This window comes from Stenotrophomonas sp. K-6 (genome assembly GCF_056861555.1).
Genome location: NZ_JBSPUC010000002.1, coordinates 1,019,110 through 1,036,231, shown reverse-complemented (window position 1 = coordinate 1,036,231; position 17,122 = coordinate 1,019,110). Strand labels below are relative to the sequence as shown.

The following is a 17,122-nucleotide window of genomic DNA, read 5'->3' as shown; positions in this document are numbered from 1 at the left end:
GCGGGTGGGTTGGCGGGACACGCCGTAAATCCGTCCATGGAGGCTCATGTCGCGCCATCCATGGCGCTCATGGTCCCGCCAACCCACCCGCGCCCACGCCGGCACACATGGTCGGTGCGCATGAGGCAAAGCGGAGGCTGTGCGCCGCATGGGTAGAGCCGGCCGTTGGCCGGCTGCGTGACGGGTGGCCGCTACGTTTGGCGGCACGGGACACGCTGTCCGGTCGGTGGTGCCCATGGTCGGCAGGTGTTCGTGGGTGTGGGCGGCCGCGGCCCTGTTAATCTTGGCGCCTGGACTTTCACGAGTGTTGGCAATGAATCCATTGCGTTGGAGTTTCCGCGCCCAGTTCCTGTTCGGCTTTCTGGTCTGCGCGGCACTGTTGGGGTATGCGATCTTCCTGCAGTTGAAGATGGGGCTGGAGCCGTGTCCGTTGTGCATTTTCCAGCGGATTGCGTTCGCGGCGCTGGGGCTGCTGTTCCTGATCGGGGCGCTGCATGGTCCGCGGGATCCGGCCGGACGGAAGACGTATGGGGTGCTGGCCTTCATCGCGGCCGCGGTCGGTATCGGTATTGCCGGCCGGCATGTGTATGTGCAGTTGCTACCGCAGGATATGGGCTCGAGCTGTGGGCCGCCGCTGAGTTTCCTCAGTGAGACGATGGGACCGTTCGAGGTGTTCCGCACGGTGCTGACCGGTACCGGCAACTGCGGCAATATCGATTGGCAGTTCCTGGGCCTGACGATGCCGATGTGGAGCCTAGTGTGGTTCGCGGCGTTGGCGGTGTGGGCGCTGGTGACGGCGTTCCGGGCGCGTCGCCGCCACTGAGGCCTTTCCAACATCGGTTACCCGGCCCGGCCCGGCCGGGCACGCGTTGCGCGGCCAGGCCGGGTGCTGCGATCAGGTGTGGAGGCTCCTCACCTGATCGGATGACAGGGCGTCCTGGCCCAGCTCAGAAGTCCTGCTGCAGGCTGAGGTAGGCGCCGCGGCGGGGCCCCCACTGCGGGGCGAAGACGCCGATGCCGCCGCCGTCGCGCAGTTGGTAACTGCGATCCAGTGCGTTGATCAGGGCCAGCTGGGCATGCAGCGGGTGGCCGCTGTCAGCGTTGAAGTCGTGGGCGGCGCTCAGGTTGAGCTGCAGGTAGGCGGGGAGCTCGCCGCCGTTGGGAACGCCATCGGCGTCCGAGCGCAGGCCGCTGCCGAAGACGTAGTCGGCGCCCAGGCGGTTTTGGCCGGCGAAGGCGTAGCTGATGCCGCCCGACGAAGTCAGTTTCTGGTCGTGGTCCAGATGGATCCAGTTGTTCTGGACGTAGGCCAGTGCCTCGGGATCGAGGTTGTACTGACCGGTGATGACCTGCTTGCCCATGGCCTTGTTGTAGGCGGCGTTGACGTAGGCGCTGAGCGGGCCGTTGCTGTAGTCGGCACTGAACTCCACGCCGTGGATGTGGCCCAGGCGATAGTTGAAGGTGGAGTAGATGTAGGCAGCGCCGAACTGGCCTTCGTCCTGCAGGCGGTCGACCTTGCGATCGTAAGCGTCCAGGCCCAGAGTGAGGTGTTCGCCCACCTGCTGGGAAACGCCGAGGTCGTAGTAGTCGCTGCGCTCGGACAGCGGCGTGGTGCTGCCCCCGGTCGGCTGCTGGTTGGTGGTGCCGTCGTAGAGGGCGATGTCGCTGCTGGCCACCAGTTCGCTGGCTGGCGGGGTGAAGTAGCGCGAGTAGCCCGCATGCACGGTGGTGCTGTCGCTGGCGTTCCAGACCACGCCCGCCCGCGGGCTGAGCTGGCCTTCGGTGCCGCCGAACGCCTTGTAGCGGTCGCCGCGCAGGCCGTAGTTCACCGTCCAGTCGTCGCCGAGGCGCCATTCGTCCTGCAGATAGACCGCGGTGGTGGTGGCGTTGAAGGCGCTCGCCTCCGGAATGCGCACGGGCGTGGTGCTGGCCTGCCGGCCGTCGGCGTCGACCGGGAACACCCAGGTGTCGCTGCCGGCGCGGGCGCGCTCGGCGTTGACGTACAGGCCGTAGCGCAGGGTGTGGTTCTCACCGAGCGGGGTGGAGACATCGGCCTGCACGGTGTTGGCGCGGTTGCCGCGTTCCACCTGTGAGGCGACGCCGTTGAAGATCAGATCGCCGGCCAGGTCCGGGTTGAAGGACAGGTCGCTGTACCGCTGCCCGGCCGAGACCTGGTAGGCGGTGTTGCCCAGCGCGCCCTGCAGCACCAGCATACCGAAGCGGGTGGTCTCGCGCTGGGTTTCGTCCAGCGCGGCGGAGTCCGCAGTGACCGTATCCAGGTAGCCGAACTGCGGGGTCTGGCCAGGGTTGACCGGGATCTGGAAGCGGTTGTTGGAGAACCCGGCAAACAGGCTCAGGCGGGTGTCGTCGTTGACCAGGTAGGTCAGGTCGGCGAACGCCTTGCCCTGGTGGGTGTCATCGTGGTCCGGCCGGCGCGAGGCGGTGGGGTTTTCCATGCCGATCTGGTTCTGGTCGTAGTTGGCGGTCAGATACCAGCTCCAGCGGCCTTGGCTGCCCCACCACGAGGCGTTGGGGTTGACCTTGCCGTAGGAGCCGGCGGTCAGTCCGGCGCTGCCGCCATTGCCCAGCTCGGCGCCGCTGCGGGTGGTGATGTCCACCACGGCGGCCGTGCGCTCGCCGAACTGTGCCGGCAGCGCACCGTCCATCAGGCGGATGCTCTTGATCGCGCGGGCGTCCAGGGTCTGGCCGAAGCCGGAGATCGATTCGGGCAGCAGGACGCCGTTGAGGCGGTACTGGAGGTTGGCGTGGTCGCCGCGCACGTGCACGCCGCCGTAGGAATCCTGGACCACACCAGGCGCCTGCAGCAGCACCTGGTTCAACGGGGTGGACGCGCCCAGTGGCAGGTTCTGGATGTCGTCGGCGGTGATCTGGTACTGGCTGCTGCCGATATCCGGCGACAGCGCATTGCGCGCCTGATCGAGTTTGGCGCTGACCGTCACTGCGTCCAGATCGGTGACGGCAGGGTCGGCGGCGAGGGCGGGCAGGCCGGTGAGGGCCAGGGAAACAGCAATACCGGTAGCAAGCAGGGAGGGCTTCATGAGGATTGGCTTGGCTGGGCAATGGGAGGAGGGGCCGGCCTGGCGAGTGTTACTCCGTAACAAATCATGCGCCTCTCCGCGGGCGCTGGACCATGCGCGATCTGGCCAATCAAAGGGGAGCTTTCTGCTCCGTTCAGCCTCACGGAACGTGACCGCCCCTTTGCGCCGGGGGCGCGCTCTGCGACCATGACCGGCCCCACACCCCGGAAGTCCGTGATGAGCCTGTCCGCCCCGCCTGTAGCCGATCCCGCCGCGACCGCTGTCGACGCCTGGTCGCCGGAGAGCTGGCGTGGCAAGCCGGCGCTGCAGATGCCGACCTATCCGGACCCGCTGGCGCTGGATGCCGCGTTGCACGAGCTCAAGCGGCTGCCGCCGCTGGTCACCTCCTGGGAGATCCTGGCGCTCAAGCAGCAGCTGGCCGATGCCCAGGAAGGCAAGCGCTTCCTGCTGCAGGGCGGTGACTGCGCGGAGAACTTCAGCGACTGCGAATCCACCACCATCTCCAACCGGCTCAAGGTGCTGCTGCAGATGAGCCTGGTGATGGTGCATGGCATGCGCAAGCCGGTGATCCGGGTCGGGCGTTTCGCCGGGCAGTACGCCAAGCCGCGCTCGGCCGATACCGAAACCCGCAACGGCGTGACCCTGCCCAGCTATCGGGGCGATGTGATCAATGCGCCGGAGTTCACCGAGGCCGCCCGCCTGCCGGACCCGCGCCGGATGCTGCAGGCACATGCGCACTCGGCGATGACGATGAACTTCGTGCGGGCGCTGATCGATGGTGGCTTCGCCGATCTGCACCACCCCGAATACTGGAACCTGGAATGGGTGCGGCACTCGCCGCTGGCCACCGATTACCAGAAGATGGTGGCCTCGATCGGCGATGCGGTGCGTTTCATGGAAACGCTGTCCGGCACGCAGGTGTACAACCTCAACCGGATCGATTTCTATACCTCGCACGAAGCGCTGCTGCTGCCCTATGAGCAGTCGCTGACCCGCAAGGTGCCGCGCCAGCAGGGCTGGTTGAACCTGAGCACGCATTACCCGTGGATCGGCATGCGCACCGCGGCTCTCGATGGCGCACACGTGGAGTATCTGCGTGGCGTGCGCAACCCGATCGCGATCAAGGTGGGCCCGTCGGTGCAGCCGGACCAGCTGCTGCGGCTGATCGATGTGCTCAACCCCGATGACGAGCCCGGCCGCCTGAGCTTCATCCACCGCATGGGGGCGGCACAGATCGCCGAAAAGCTGCCGCCGCTGTTGAACGCGGTCAAGCGCGATGGGCGGCGCGTGCTGTGGGTGTGCGATGCGATGCACGGCAACACCGAGAGCACCAGCAACGGCTACAAGACGCGGCGTTTTGACAACGTGCGTGGTGAGGTCGAGATGTCCTTCGACCTGCACGCTGCGGCCGGCACGCGCCTGGGTGGCGTGCACCTGGAGTTGACCGGTGAGGATGTGACCGAATGCACCGGCGGTGCGCGCGAGCTGACCGAGCGCGATCTGGAACGCGCCTACCGCTCATCGGTGGATCCGCGCCTGAACTACGAGCAGTCGCTGGAAATCGCGATGGCGATCGTTCGCAAACAGGCGCACTACGCCGACTGATACCGGCGCGTGTCCTCGACACGCACCTTACATTCGCCTGACACGCTGGTCATGGCGGCACCGGCATGCTGTGGACTTCCTTGCGAAGAACACAGGAGCGTGCAGTGACCCTGGACTGGCAGCAGGCAGCGCTGTATCTATGGCCGATCTCGATCGCACTGGCGATCGGGATCAGTGGCTGGTGGTTGTTGATGGCGTTGACGCGTCGGCTGAAAGACCGCGACTACCGCCGCGCCCGCATCGCGCGCGTGATCAGCCGACCGCTGGCGTTCGCCCTGCCGCTGTTGCTGTTGATTCCCGCACTCGAAGCAACGCCGCTGCAGGAACACCGGCTTGAACAGGCGCTGCGGCTGCTGCACATCGGGGTGACTGGCTGCGTCATCTGGCTGCTGGTGCGCGCCGTGGCCGCGGGCGAGCAGGCGATCCTGCGCGACCATCCGATGGAGGTGGCCGACAACCTCGAGGCACGCCGCATCCAGACCCAGACCCGGGTGCTGAGCCGCGTGCTGATGGGCGCGATCATCCTGGTGGGCGTCTCGCTGATTCTGCTGACCTTCCCCATGGTGCGCCAGATCGGCACGGCGCTGCTGGCCTCGGCCGGCATCATCGGCCTGGTCGCCGGTATCGCGGCCAAGCCCGTCTTCGGCAATCTGATCGCCGGCCTGCAGATCGCGCTGACCCAGCCGATCCGGCTGGACGATGTGGTGATCGTCGAGGGCGAGTGGGGCCGTGTGGAAGAGATCAACAGCAGCTATGTGGTGGTGCGCATCTGGGATGCGCGACGCATGGTAGTGCCGTTGACCTGGTTCATCGAACACCCGTTCCAGAACTGGACCCGGCGCAGCGCCGACCTGCTCGGCACTGCCTTCCTGTGGCTGGATTACACCGCGCCGATCCCGGCGATCCGCGCCGAGCTGGAGCGCATCTGCAAAGGCGAGGCGCTGTGGGATGGCCAGGTCTGCGTGACCCAGGTGACCGAGACCAGCGAGCACACCCTGCAGGTCCGTCTGCTGGTGAGCGCCCGCAACTCCGGCGATGCCTTCGATCTGCGCTGCATCGTGCGCGAACGCATGCTCGATTTCCTCGCGCGCGAACATCCTCAGTCGTTGCCGCGCACCCGCGCCGAGCTCAATCAGGAAGCTGCGCCGACGCGCCGCGCGCGTTCGCAGCCAGCCGAGGACGTGCGTTCGCCTGGTGCCGAAGATGGTGAGCCGGCGATCGCGCCGAACCCGGGTGACGCATCCCGGTAGTGCCGGCCGCTGGCCGGCAAACGCATGGAGGCCTGGCCGGGGATGACGTGGTTGCCGGCCAGCGGCCGACACTACTGCGGGCCGCTGTTCGTCAGCAGGGTCTCGGTCTGGAACCGTGGCGGCCGACGCGCGCGGGTGCGCTGCTCATAGGCGTAGCCCAGCTCGATCAACCGCGGCTCGCTCCAGGCGGTACCCATGAACAGCAGCCCCAGCGGCAGCCCGTTCACGTGCGCCATCGGCACGGTCAGGCTCGGGTAGCCGGCCACCGCAGCGGCGCTGTAACTCTCACCCGGGAAGTCATCGCCGCGGCCGGGCCGGATCGGCCAGGCCACCCCGGTGGTGGGCGCCACCAGCGCATCCAGGTTCTGCTCGCGCAGCACCGCATCGATGCCTTCGGGGCCGGCCAGGCGGCGCGCGTCACTGCGCGCGCGGATGTACTCCGGGCTTCCCAGGCCGCCCATCGTGGCGGCCGTGTCCATCAGGTCCTGATCGAACAGCGCCAGCTCCTTGCCCGCGTGCTGCCGGTTCCAGGCAATGACGTCGTCCAGTGAACGCACCGGCGCCCGGTAGGTCGTGAAGTAGCGCTGCAGGCCGGCCTTGAACTCGTGCATCAGCACGATGCGTTCGGCGTCCTGCCACTGGCCTTGGGTGGGCAGCTGCACCGGCACCACGGTGGCGCCGGCATCGCGCAGCACGGCCACGGCATGCTGCAGGGCGGGGGCGATGCCCGGCTTCTGCATCAGGTCGCCATGCAGCACACCGATCCGCGCACCACGCAGGCCATCGGCGTTCAAGCGTGAGGTGTAGTCGTAGACCGCGCGCCCGGGCATGGTCGCGGTGGCCGGGTCGGCCTCGTCACGGCCGGCCATGGCGGTCAGCAGGGCGGCGGCATCGGCCACGCTGCGCGTCATCGGGCCGGCGGTGTCCTGGCTGAAGGAGATCGGGAGAATGCCTTCGCGGCTGACCAGTCCCACGGTCGGCTTCAATCCGACCACGCCGTTGACCGCCGCCGGGCAGACGATGCTGCCATCGGTTTCGGTGCCGATCGCGGCCACCGCCAGGTTGGCCGAGACCGCCACCGCGCTGCCGCTGCTGGAGCCGCACGGGGTGTGGCTGAGCCGGTAGGGATTGCGGGTCTGGCCACCCCGGGCGCTCCACCCGGAGATCGATTGGCTGGAGCGGAAGTTGGCCCACTCGCTGAGGTTGGTCTTGCCCAGGATCAGCGCACCGGCCGCGCGCAGGCGCTGGACCAGGAAGGCATCGTCCGGGCGGAACCCCTCCAGCGCGAGCGAGCCGGCCGTGGTGCTCATCGGGCTGGCGCCGATGTTGTCCTTGAGCAGCAGCGGGATGCCATGCAGCGGGCCGCGCAGCTGCCCTTGGCGGCGCTCGGCGTCCAGCTGAGTGGCTTCGCGCAGCGCATCGGGATTGAGCTCGATCACCGCACGCAGGCGCGGGCCGGCCCGGTCGAGGCGGGCGATGCGGTCCAGGTAGGCGCGGGTCAAGGTGACGCTGTCCAGCTCGCCGCTGGCCATCCGCGACTGCAGATCAGCGATGTCGGCTTCGGCGTAGGCAAACGGAACCGCGGCGACCGGGGAGGGCGCAGGTGTGGGCGACTCGCGGGCATGCAGGGGCGCCGCGCCCGGGCTGCAGCCGGCCAGTGCGATGAGCATCAGTGATGTCAGTGTCAGGCGCATGCCTGTTCCCCCGAACCGGCCGACAGGCTAACCAGCACGGGCGGCGCTTGGCAACTCAAGCCGCGTCGGCGGCTTTGCCATGGCGTTTGCGGATATCGCGGGCGAGCACGCCGACCACGATCAGATTGATCACCAGCACCGACCACGAGGCCCAGCCCGGATGGCGGAGGATGGCGTAGATATCGAACGGCAGGTAGATGCCGGCAGTGACACAGCCCAGCCAGGAGGCCCAGGCTTTGGCGCGCCAGAGGCCCCAGGCCTCGAACAGGTGCAGGACGCCGTAGGCGACCATCGCAGCAGCCGCCAGATGCACCGCATCGGGGCTGATCATGTTGAGCAGCGAGGGCAGGGTGCCGTGATCCGGGTCCAGGCTGAACCGGCGGATCAGGGCATTGACCGCATCGCGCAGGGGCTGCGGGCCGAGCATTTCCAGCCCGGTCGCAGCCAACAGCGCCAGAACCGCCTTGCTGGCTTCCAGCAAGGCGATCAGGTGAAGCCCCGGATGCTTGTGAGGATCCGGGTTGTAGGGCTTGTCGATCACGACAATGGGTCCGATCAGCCGCCGCGCGAAGCCTTCTTGCGGTCGCTTTCGGTCAGGCCCTTCTTGCGAAGGCGGATTTCCTTCGGGGTGATCTCGACCAGCTCGTCGTCTTCGATGAAGTCCAGGGCCTGCTCCAGCGAGTACTTGATCGCCGGGGTCAGCTGGATCGCATCGTCCTTGCCCGAGGCGCGCATGTTGGTCAGCGGCTTGGTCTTGATCGCGTTGACGGTCAGATCGTTGTCCTTGGAGTGGATGCCGACCAGCTGGCCTTCATACACGTTGTCGCCTTCAGCAGCGAACAGCTTGCCGCGTTCCTGCAGCGGGCCCAGGGAGTAAGCCGGGGTGGCACCCGGAGCATTGGCGATCATCACGCCGTTCTGGCGCTTGGCAATCGCGCCCTGTTCCTTCGGGCCGTAATGGTCGAACACGTGGAACAGCAGGCCAGAACCCTGGGTCAGGGTCTTGAACTCGTTCTGGAAACCGATCAGGCCACGGGCCGGGATCTGGTATTCCAGGCGCACACGGCCCTTGCCATCCGGCTCCATGTTCTTCAGCTGGCCCTTGCGGGTGCCCAGCTTTTCCATGACGCCGCCCTGATGCTGTTCTTCGATGTCCACCACCAGCTGTTCGATCGGCTCCATGGCCTGGCCGTCGATCTGCTTGATGATCACTTCCGGGCGCGACACGGCCAGCTCGTAGCCTTCACGACGCATGTTTTCGATCAGCACCGACAGGTGCAGTTCGCCACGGCCGGAGACCAGGAACTTGTCGGCGTCTTCCAGCTGTTCCACTTTCAGGGCCACGTTGTGGACCTGCTCGCGGTCCAGACGGTCCTTGATCTGGCGGCTGGTCAGGAACTTGCCACCGGACAGGTCCTTGTTGCCGGCGAACGGCGAGTTGTTGACCTGGAAGGTCATCGAGATCGTCGGTTCATCGACGGTCAGCGCCGGCAGTGCTTCCGGGGTATCCGGGTGGCACAGGGTGTCGGAGATGGTCAGTTCCGGAATACCGGAGATGGCGATGATGTCGCCGGCCTCGGCGGTGTCCTGCTCGATGCGCTCCAGGCCCAGGAAGCCCAGCACCTGCGCGACCTTGCCGTTGCGCTTCTTGCCTTCACGATCGATGACCGCGACCTGCATGTTCTTCTTCAGGGTGCCGCGCTGCACGCGGCCGATGCCGATCACGCCCACGAAGTTGTTGTAGTCCAGCTGGCTGATGCGCATCTGGAACGGGCCGTCCGGGTCCACTTCCGGCTTCGGCGCGTGCTGCATGATCGCTTCGTAGAGCGGGGTCATGTCGCCGTCGCGCACGGTGTCTTCCAGGCCAGCGTAGCCGTTCAGGGCCGAGGCGTAGACGATCGGGAAGTCGAGCTGCTCATTGGTGGCGCCGAGCTTGTCGAACAGGTCGAAAACCTGGTCGATCACCCAATCCGGACGCGAGCCCGGACGGTCGACCTTGTTGACCACGACGATCGGCTTGAAGCCCATCGCGAAGGCCTTCTGGGTCACGAAGCGGGTCTGCGGCATCGGGCCGTCCATCGCGTCGACGAGGATCAGCACAGTGTCGACCATCGACAGCACGCGCTCCACTTCGCCGCCGAAGTCGGCGTGTCCCGGGGTGTCGACGATGTTGATCCGGTTCTTGATACCGGTCTTCTTGTCTTCCCAGGTAATGGCCGTGTTCTTGGCCAGGATGGTGATGCCGCGTTCCTTTTCCTGATCATTGCTGTCCATCACGCGCTCGGCGAGCACGGTGCGCTCGGAGAGGGTGCCGGACTGCTTGAGCAGCTGGTCGACGAGGGTGGTTTTACCGTGGTCGACGTGGGCGACGATGGCGATGTTGCGAAGATTTTCGATAGACATGCGAAAGGGGGCCAGTCGGCGCCGGATTTGGAAAAAGAAGTCCAACATTATACGGCCAAGATGACCAATCGCGAAAAGTGCGTTTCAGGGTGCCCCGCATCCCCATTCAGGTAACGCTCTTCGCGGGCCGGACCTGCCATGTCGGATCCCGTGGCAGCCTTGCCATGGCGGGCGGCCGTTGGCAGACCCGGAGGAAAGCCCCCTGAGTCAGGGGGCGGCCGCGAAGCGGCGGGGGTATGGACGATGGTAAACGGGGCCCGCGGTTTGCGCAGCGAACCGTGGGGCGGCAGCGCGAATGCGATGACGCGAGGTGTATCCTATGGGGCTAACGACAAACCCCCGTACCCCAAGGATTTGCATGTCCCTCATCGCCACTTTCGACACCACCCAGGGCCCGATCAAGGTCGAGCTGTTCGCCGACAAGGCCCCGCTGACGGTCGCCAATTTCGTCAACCTGGTCAAGCACGGTTTCTATGACGGCCTGGTCTTCCACCGCGTGATCCCGGACTTCATGATCCAGGGCGGCTGCCCCAAGGGCCAGGGCACCGGCGGCCCGGGTTACAAGTTCGAAGATGAAAAGAACGGCGTGAAGCACCAGGTCGGTTCGCTGTCGATGGCCAATGCCGGCCCGAACACGAACGGCAGCCAGTTCTTCATCACCCACATCAAGACCGATTGGCTGGACGGCAAGCACACCGTGTTCGGCCAGGTGCTCGACGGCCAGGCCATCGTGGACTCGGTCAAGCAGGGCGACGTGATCCATTCGATCACCCTGGAAGGCGACACCGACGCCGTGCTGGCCGCCCAGGCCGAGCGCGTGGCGGAGTGGAACAAGCTGATCCCCAGCGCCTGATCCGATCCCGACGGCCCCCTGTGAAGGGGGCCGTTTTTACGATTCTTAGCAGAGGAAATCCCCATGAAAGCACCTGTTCGTGTTGCCGTGACCGGCGCCGCCGGCCAGATCGGCTACGCCCTGCTGTTCCGCATCGCCTCCGGCGACATGCTGGGCAAGGACCAGCCGGTCATCCTGCAGCTGCTCGAGCTGCCGGTCGACAAGGCCCAGGCCGCCCTGCGCGGCGTGATGATGGAACTGGAAGACTGCGCCTTCCCGCTGTTGGCCGGCATGGTCGGTACCGATGACGCCGAAGTGGCCTTCAAGGATGCCGATATCGCCCTGCTGGTCGGCGCGCGTCCGCGCGGCCCGGGCATGGAGCGCAAGGATCTGCTGCTGGAAAACGCGAAGATCTTCACCGCCCAGGGCGCGGCGCTGAACAAGGTCGCCAAGCGTGACGTCAAGGTGCTGGTGGTCGGCAACCCGGCCAACACCAACGCCTACATCGCCATGAAGTCGGCCCCGGATCTGAACCCGCGCAACTTCACCGCCATGCTGCGCCTGGACCACAACCGTGCGCTGAGCCAGCTGTCGACCAAGCTCGGCAAGCCGGTCGGTGGCATGGAGAAGCTGATCGTGTGGGGCAACCACAGCCCGACCATGTACCCGGATTACCGTTTCGCCACCGCCGATGGTGCCTCCATCGCCGAGGCGATCAACGACCAGGAATGGAACGCCTCCACCTTCATCCCGACCGTGGGCAAGCGCGGCGCGGCGATCATCGAAGCCCGTGGCTCGTCCTCGGCGGCCTCGGCCGCCAACGCCGCTGTCGACCACATCCGTGACTGGGTGCTGGGCAGCAACGGCAAGTGGGTCACCATGGGTGTGCCGTCCGACGGCTCCTACGGCATCCCGGAAGGCGTGATCTTCGGCTTCGCGGTCACCACCGAGAACGGCGAGTACAGCCTGGTCAAGGATCTGCCGGTCGACGACTTCAGCCAGAAGTACATCGACAAGACCCTGGCCGAGCTGGAAGAAGAGCGCTCCGGCGTCGCCCACCTGCTGGGCTGATCGCACGCCACGACAGGTGCCGGCCGCTGGTCGGTGCCTGATGGAAGAAACGCCGGGCATTGCCCGGCGTTTTTTTTGGGTCTCCCTACGACCAAGGTCGGACGGCCCGCGCCTTACCATCGGACTATGCTCGATCCCATGACTTTGTCTGGGAGGGCTGTCATGCGTTACGAAGATGTCTATCGACGTTCGGTCGATGAACCCGAGGCGTTCTGGGGCGAAGAAGCCCATCGCATCTATTGGCATACCCCGCCGCAGCAGATCCTCGACTACAGCAACCCGCCGTTCCGGCGCTGGTTCGTCGGCGGGGAAACCAACCTCTGCTACAACGCGGTGGACCGTCATCTGGTTGATCGCCCTGACCAACTCGCGCTGGTTGCCATCTCCAGCGAAACCGGCGTCACCCGCGAGATCACCTACCGCGAGCTGCACCGCGAAGTGAATGCTTTCGCCGCCGTGCTGCAACGGCTGGACGTACAGCGTGGCGACCGCGTGGTTATCTACATGCCGAACATGGCCGAAGCGGTGTTCGCGATGCTGGCCTGCGCGCGCATCGGGGCGATCCACTCGGTGGTGTTCGGTGGCTTCGCCGCGCACAACCTGGCGCTGCGCATCGATGACGCCGAACCCAAGCTGCTGATTGCTGCCGATGCTGGCAAGCGCGGTGGCAAAGTGATTCCGTACAAGGCGATGGTCGATGCCGCCTGCGCCGAAGCCGCCTCGCCGCCGCCGCACGTGCTGATCGTCTCGCGGGGGCTGGACCCGGCCGAGCCCAAAGTGCCCGGCCGCGACGTCGACTACGCCACCCTGCGTGCCGAAGTGGGCGACCAGGATGTGCCGGTGGTGTGGCTGGAATCCAGCGAACCGAGCTATCTGCTCTACACCTCCGGCACCACCGGCAAGCCCAAGGGCGTGCAGCGCGATGTCGGCGGCTACGCCGTGGCGATGGCGCAGTCGATGGAGACGGTGTTCGACTGCAAACCCGGCCAGGTGATGTTCTCCACCTCCGATGTCGGCTGGGCGGTCGGGCATTCCTACAACGTCTACGGCCCGCTGATCGGCGGCTGCACCTCGCTGCTGTACGAAGGGCTGCCGACCAATCCCGATCCGGGCATCTGGTGGGCCCTGTGCGAACAGTACGGCGTGCGCACGCTGTTCTCCTCGCCGACCGCGATCCGCGTGCTCAAGAAGCACGATGCGGACTTCATCCGCCGCCACGATCTGGCGTCGCTGAAGTATGTGTTTCTTGCGGGCGAGCCGCTCGACGAGCCGACCGCGCACTGGATCAACGACGCGCTCGGCAAGCCGATCATCGACAACTACTGGCAGACCGAAACCGGCTGGCCGGCGCTGACGCTGCTGCCGGGGGTGGACATGAAGCCGGTGCGCTTCGGCTCGCCCGGTTTCCCGAACCTCGGTTACCGGATGAAGGTCATCGACGAGAACACCGGCGAGACCGTCGCGCCGGGGCAGAAGGGCGTGCTGGTGATGATCCCGCCGCTGCCGCCGGGCTGCATGACCACCGTCTGGAAGGATGATGGGCGTTTCATCCAGAGCTACTTCAGCCACTTCACGGAGCTGCTGTACAGCTCGCTGGACTGGGCGATCCAGGACGAAGACGGCTACACCTTCATCCTGGGCCGCACCGACGATGTCATCAACGTGGCCGGGCACCGCCTGGGCACGCGCGAGATCGAAGAATGCATCGCCGGCCATCCGCTGGTGGCCGAGGCCGCCGTGATCGGGGTCAAGGATGAGCTCAAGGGCCAGGTGCCGCTGGTGTTCGTCACCCTCAAGCAGGCCCTGCAGGGAGACGGCAGTGCCGTGGCAGCCGAGATGATGCAGCGGGTGACCAATTCCCTGGGCGCGGTCGCGCGGCCAGCGCACATCCATATCGTCAACGCACTGCCCAAGACGCGTTCGGGCAAGCTGCTGCGGCGCTCGCTGCAGGCTCTCGCCGAGGAGCGTGACCCGGGTGATCTCTCGACCCTGGATGACCCGGCGGCCTTGGACGAGATCCGGCGCGCGCTGGGCACCTAGGGCGCCAGTAACCGCCTGCGCATCCCGGGCCCGCCCTCGTCGGAGAGGCGGGCCTTTTCATGCCCGCCGCGCCGACCAGCTCGTGCTGCAGCGCATTACAGCCGATGCGGAGGGTCGGGTAAGCTGCGCAGGTGATCGTTGCAAGGGGGCGCGCACGTAGCGGCGAACGGCCGGTGCCACGCGCGGTGATGCACCACGTGAAGGGGGGAGCACATGGCGTACATCCACGCCAAGACGGCCGCTGGCCGTCAGGAAATCGAGGATCGTGCACGGCGGCTGCCGCCGGCGCTGCGGTCCATGCTGCTGATGGTCGATGGTCAGCGCGATGACACCGCGTTGACCGCGTTGTTGCCGGGCTTGCGTGCACCGGACGATGCGCTGGCGCAGCTCTCGGCGATGGGCCTGATCGAGATCATCGGCGGCAGTGCGGCACCGGTGGTCCCCGCGGCACTGACCGCCGGTCGCGAGCAGGATGCGGAGCTGTACAAGCGGCTGTATGACTGGATGAGCGAATCGGTGCGCAGGCACCTCGGTCTGAAGGGGTATTTCATGCAGTTGAAAGTCGAGCGCTGCACCGATGCTGGCGGCCTGGAAAAGCTGTGGCCGGACATGGCGGCCGCGATCAGCAAGGCGAAAAGCCCGGCATTGGCCAACCGCTGGCTGGAAGAAACGCACGCGCTGCTGCAGACCGGGACCGTGATCGCCTGAGGCGATACGGCGACGCCAGCCAGACAGCACGCTGTTTAGAATGCGTGCTGTTTCGTGTGCGGGAGAATAGCGATGGTGGATGAGATCGAGGACGACGGCGCCCCTGGGTGGGATGCCATCGATGCCGCGTTGAAGGCGGTGTATCCCACGCAGGCGCCGCAGCATTACGGCCCGGTGTTGCGGTCGCTGCTGGGTGGTGACGATCCGCTGGACGGCATCAGCGCGTACTGGAACGATGCCCCACTACCGCACTGGCATTTCGTCAGCTATGGCTTCTCCGAGCTGTATGAAAAAGAGAGCGATGATCCGGCCACCAGTGGCTACGGCTTCGAGTTGAGCTTCCGCGTTGCCGCCGCGGCGGGTAGCGAGCCACCGCCGTGGGCGATGAACTTCCTGCAGAACCTGGCGCGCTATGTGTTCGCCAACGGCAAGGTGTTCCAGCAGGGCCACTACCTCAATGCCGGCGGACCGATCGCGGCCGACACCGATACGCTGCTGCGGCACATTGCCTTCATGCGCGACCCGCAGCTGCCACCGCGCGAGACGCCCAACGGTTCGCTGGAGTTCCTGCAGGTGATCGGGCTGACCGATGACGAGATGGATGCGGTGAAGCGCTGGTCGACCACCGGCGTGCTTGAGGCGCTGCTGCCGAAGATGCCGCTGTGGATCACCGATATCGCGCGTGGCTCGTTGCTTGACGACCCCGCGCTCGCTGCCGCGGTGGCGGAGGGCGCGGCACGCGAAGGCTCGCAGACGGCCTACCTGTTCCTGGAAAAGCTGGCTTGGGCAGTGCACGGCGAGGGCGCTGGGCAGCAGTTGACCCTGACGCTGGGCGCGCGCCAGGTGGAATCGCTGCTCGCGCTGCTGCCGGCGCGGTTGCTGTTCGGCCAGCCGTTGACGCTGGTCAGCAACGACCGGCAGATCACGCTGTCGCCAGCGGCGGTCAATGCCCTGGTGGTCCAGGCCGATGCGCTGCACTGCCAGTTGGCACCGGCCACGGTGCAGGCCCTGGTCGCCACGGTCATGCCCTGCCGTGGCACCTATGCGATCCCGGGCTGGCCGGCGCTGCAGGTGGTCGTGGAGCCTAGCGAACTGCGCGATGCCGAGGGCAATGTGGTCGAGGTTGTTGGCTGATCACCTCGCGCGCGCTGGAAACGAAAAAGCCCGGCACTGCCGGGCTTCTTCTTATCCGTCTACGTCAGCCGCACCGGTCAGCTCAGCCCTTCGGCCTTCAGTACCGCCTGCACGCCGGCATCTGCGTCCATCCGCTGCTTGAAGGCAGCGATGTTGTCCAGGCCGCTCAGGTCGATCTTCGCGCCCGCGGCCCAGCGCAGGGTGATGTAGAAGTACGGGTCGGCGAAGCTGCGGAACCCGGCCAGCCAGGGGCGGTTGGCCAACTGTGCATCTGCGCGCTCGAACAGGCCGCGCAGGCGCTTGCGGGCGGTGGCACGGAGCGCGTCGAACTGAGTGTCGTCTTCGATGAAGTTGCCGGGCCCGAACAGCGGCTTGAAGGCCGGGTGCAGGTCCGAGTTGACGAAGGACAGCCAACGGGTGGCTTCGGCGCGCTGCTTCGGGCTGCCGTCACCGGTCAGGCCGGCCTGCGGGTAGGTATCGGCAATGTAGCCCAGGATGGCCGCGTTCTGGGTCAGCACGAAATCACCATCGACGACGGCGGGAACGGAGCCGGCCGGATTGATGGCCAGAAAGGCGGGGGCCTTCAGCGTGTCCTTGTCGAGCAGTTCCACCTCGAACGGCTGGCCGGTCCACTGCAGGGCGATGTGGTCGGCGGTGGAGCAGGCTCCGGGCTTGCTGTACAGCTTCATGGGAACTCCGTTGCGGATGGGTGGAAGGTGAGCCGCCCACTATTCCAGAGCCGGCCCTTCATCCTCAACGGTATGGCCGTAACAGATCGTTACGACGCGCGTGGCTTGAGTTTCTGCACGCGGTAAAAGGTGTGATCGCCGATCGTGGCCACCTGGTAGGCATTGCGCCAGCTCGGGTTGGCGATCGACAGGGCGGCGAAGTGGCTCGCGCCAGGCACGATCTCCTTGCGCTCACCGGCCGGCAGGGCCCAGTTGCGCTCGGCATCGAAGGCCACCGTCATCGCTTCCTGCCAGGCATCGGCGTTGCCAAGCTGGGTGCCGGGCGCGACGATGGTCGGGGCGAACTGCTTGCGCGCGGTCACCACCTGGCACATCGAGTCGCCCCACAGGCCGCTGTCCAGGCGGCGCAGCGCCACTTCCGCGACGGCTTGCTGGCCGCGCAGGGTCTGGTCGCGCGCTTCGAGGTAGACGGTCGTGCTCAGGCACAACGAATCGGCGGCAGGCTGCGGCAACAACTGTGACAGCCAGAGAATCCAGGCCAGTTTCATAAATCTCCTTGCTCCGTGTGGGCCGCACCTGGCTGTTCCATCCGATCATGCGGACGGGGCGTGGGTACGACTTGGCGTCATGGGGAGGC

The 17,122-nt window shown here is 66.4% G+C and carries 14 protein-coding genes; 8 read left to right on the top strand and 6 right to left on the bottom strand.

From position 1 onward, the window contains the following. The first annotated feature begins 313 nt into the window (after positions 1 to 313). A complete protein-coding gene (locus tag AC13F7_RS10235; protein WP_483000083.1) occupies positions 314 to 823 on the top strand; it encodes a disulfide bond formation protein B in 510 nt (169 codons plus the stop codon). A 124-nt stretch (positions 824 to 947) separates the two neighbouring features. Here the strand turns inward: AC13F7_RS10235 and AC13F7_RS10230 are convergent, their stop codons facing one another. Further along, the gene (locus AC13F7_RS10230; RefSeq protein ID WP_483000082.1) at positions 948 to 3,059 is read right to left on the bottom strand and encodes a TonB-dependent receptor; all 2,112 of its coding nucleotides are present in this window, start codon (positions 3,057 to 3,059) and stop codon (positions 948 to 950) included. Between the two features lie 216 nt (positions 3,060 to 3,275). Here AC13F7_RS10230 and AC13F7_RS10225 point away from each other — a divergent pair, with 216 nt between their 5' ends. Both AC13F7_RS10225 and AC13F7_RS10220 read left to right on the top strand, forming a co-directional pair. Further along, complete coding sequence (locus AC13F7_RS10225) at positions 3,276 to 4,664, top strand: class II 3-deoxy-7-phosphoheptulonate synthase (protein ID WP_483000081.1); 1,389 nt, start codon at positions 3,276 to 3,278, stop codon at positions 4,662 to 4,664. 110 nt (positions 4,665 to 4,774) lie between these two features. Further along, positions 4,775 to 5,914 (top strand): mechanosensitive ion channel family protein, encoded by a 1,140-nt coding sequence (locus AC13F7_RS10220; RefSeq protein WP_481470813.1) that lies wholly within the window; start codon positions 4,775 to 4,777, stop codon positions 5,912 to 5,914. Between the two features lie 71 nt (positions 5,915 to 5,985). Here the strand turns inward: AC13F7_RS10220 and AC13F7_RS10215 are convergent, their stop codons facing one another. Genes AC13F7_RS10215 through typA form a run of 3 tightly spaced genes read right to left on the bottom strand, consistent with a single transcriptional unit; the run spans position 5,986 to position 10,011 of the window. Continuing rightward, entirely contained in the window at positions 5,986 to 7,608 is a 1,623-nt protein-coding gene (locus tag AC13F7_RS10215; RefSeq protein WP_483000080.1) for an amidase, read from the bottom strand. A gap of 55 nt (positions 7,609 to 7,663) precedes the next feature. Beyond that, positions 7,664 to 8,149: a DUF2127 domain-containing protein gene (locus tag AC13F7_RS10210; RefSeq protein ID WP_319214249.1), complete on the bottom strand. Its 486-nt coding sequence runs from the start codon at positions 8,147 to 8,149 to the stop codon at positions 7,664 to 7,666. Between the two features lie 14 nt (positions 8,150 to 8,163). Continuing rightward, the gene (gene typA, locus AC13F7_RS10205; protein WP_088435215.1) at positions 8,164 to 10,011 is read right to left on the bottom strand and encodes a translational GTPase TypA; all 1,848 of its coding nucleotides are present in this window, start codon (positions 10,009 to 10,011) and stop codon (positions 8,164 to 8,166) included. A 358-nt stretch (positions 10,012 to 10,369) separates the two neighbouring features. On the opposite strand from typA, the gene AC13F7_RS10200 reads away from it, so the two are divergent. The 5 genes from AC13F7_RS10200 (at position 10,370) to AC13F7_RS10180 (ending at position 15,796) form a co-directional block, all read left to right on the top strand. Continuing rightward, positions 10,370 to 10,864 carry a peptidylprolyl isomerase gene (locus AC13F7_RS10200; RefSeq protein ID WP_121042904.1) on the top strand — a complete coding sequence of 165 codons (495 nt, stop codon included), beginning with the start codon at positions 10,370 to 10,372 and terminating at the stop codon, positions 10,862 to 10,864. A 63-nt stretch (positions 10,865 to 10,927) separates the two neighbouring features. Then, positions 10,928 to 11,914 carry a malate dehydrogenase gene (locus tag AC13F7_RS10195; protein ID WP_483000079.1) on the top strand — a complete coding sequence of 329 codons (987 nt, stop codon included), beginning with the start codon at positions 10,928 to 10,930 and terminating at the stop codon, positions 11,912 to 11,914. Between the two features lie 162 nt (positions 11,915 to 12,076). Next, positions 12,077 to 13,954, top strand: coding sequence for a propionate--CoA ligase (gene prpE, locus AC13F7_RS10190; protein ID WP_483000078.1), 1,878 nt, complete (start codon positions 12,077 to 12,079; stop codon positions 13,952 to 13,954). Between the two features lie 213 nt (positions 13,955 to 14,167). After that, positions 14,168 to 14,662: a hypothetical protein gene (locus AC13F7_RS10185; protein WP_481470552.1), complete on the top strand. Its 495-nt coding sequence runs from the start codon at positions 14,168 to 14,170 to the stop codon at positions 14,660 to 14,662. A 72-nt stretch (positions 14,663 to 14,734) separates the two neighbouring features. Next, complete coding sequence (locus AC13F7_RS10180; protein ID WP_483000077.1) at positions 14,735 to 15,796, top strand: suppressor of fused domain protein; 1,062 nt, start codon at positions 14,735 to 14,737, stop codon at positions 15,794 to 15,796. A gap of 77 nt (positions 15,797 to 15,873) precedes the next feature. Here the strand turns inward: AC13F7_RS10180 and AC13F7_RS10175 are convergent, their stop codons facing one another. Further along, positions 15,874 to 16,485 (bottom strand): glutathione S-transferase N-terminal domain-containing protein, encoded by a 612-nt coding sequence (locus tag AC13F7_RS10175; protein WP_483000076.1) that lies wholly within the window; start codon positions 16,483 to 16,485, stop codon positions 15,874 to 15,876. 89 nt (positions 16,486 to 16,574) lie between these two features. After that, on the bottom strand, positions 16,575 to 17,033 hold the full coding sequence (locus AC13F7_RS10170; RefSeq protein ID WP_481470555.1) for a cell wall hydrolase: 459 nt from the start codon (positions 17,031 to 17,033) through the stop codon (positions 16,575 to 16,577). Positions 17,034 to 17,122: the final 89 nt, after the last annotated feature.

Bases quoted from the DNA above. Each gene is read 5' to 3' on its own strand.
- prpE (WP_483000078.1), top strand. From the start codon at position 12,077: ATGCGTTACGAAGATGTCTATCGACGTTCGGTCGATGAACCCGAGGCG.
- AC13F7_RS10200 (WP_121042904.1), top strand. From the start codon at position 10,370: ATGTCCCTCATCGCCACTTTCGACACCACCCAGGGCCCGATCAAGGTC.
- AC13F7_RS10170 (WP_481470555.1), bottom strand. From the start codon at position 17,033: ATGAAACTGGCCTGGATTCTCTGGCTGTCACAGTTGTTGCCGCAGCCT.
- AC13F7_RS10180 (WP_483000077.1), top strand. From the start codon at position 14,735: ATGGTGGATGAGATCGAGGACGACGGCGCCCCTGGGTGGGATGCCATC.
- AC13F7_RS10230 (WP_483000082.1), bottom strand. From the start codon at position 3,059: ATGAAGCCCTCCCTGCTTGCTACCGGTATTGCTGTTTCCCTGGCCCTC.
- AC13F7_RS10185 (WP_481470552.1), top strand. From the start codon at position 14,168: ATGGCGTACATCCACGCCAAGACGGCCGCTGGCCGTCAGGAAATCGAG.
- AC13F7_RS10215 (WP_483000080.1), bottom strand. From the start codon at position 7,608: ATGCGCCTGACACTGACATCACTGATGCTCATCGCACTGGCCGGCTGC.
- AC13F7_RS10195 (WP_483000079.1), top strand. From the start codon at position 10,928: ATGAAAGCACCTGTTCGTGTTGCCGTGACCGGCGCCGCCGGCCAGATC.
- AC13F7_RS10175 (WP_483000076.1), bottom strand. From the start codon at position 16,485: ATGAAGCTGTACAGCAAGCCCGGAGCCTGCTCCACCGCCGACCACATC.
- AC13F7_RS10225 (WP_483000081.1), top strand. From the start codon at position 3,276: ATGAGCCTGTCCGCCCCGCCTGTAGCCGATCCCGCCGCGACCGCTGTC.
- AC13F7_RS10235 (WP_483000083.1), top strand. From the start codon at position 314: ATGAATCCATTGCGTTGGAGTTTCCGCGCCCAGTTCCTGTTCGGCTTT.
- typA (WP_088435215.1), bottom strand. From the start codon at position 10,011: ATGTCTATCGAAAATCTTCGCAACATCGCCATCGTCGCCCACGTCGAC.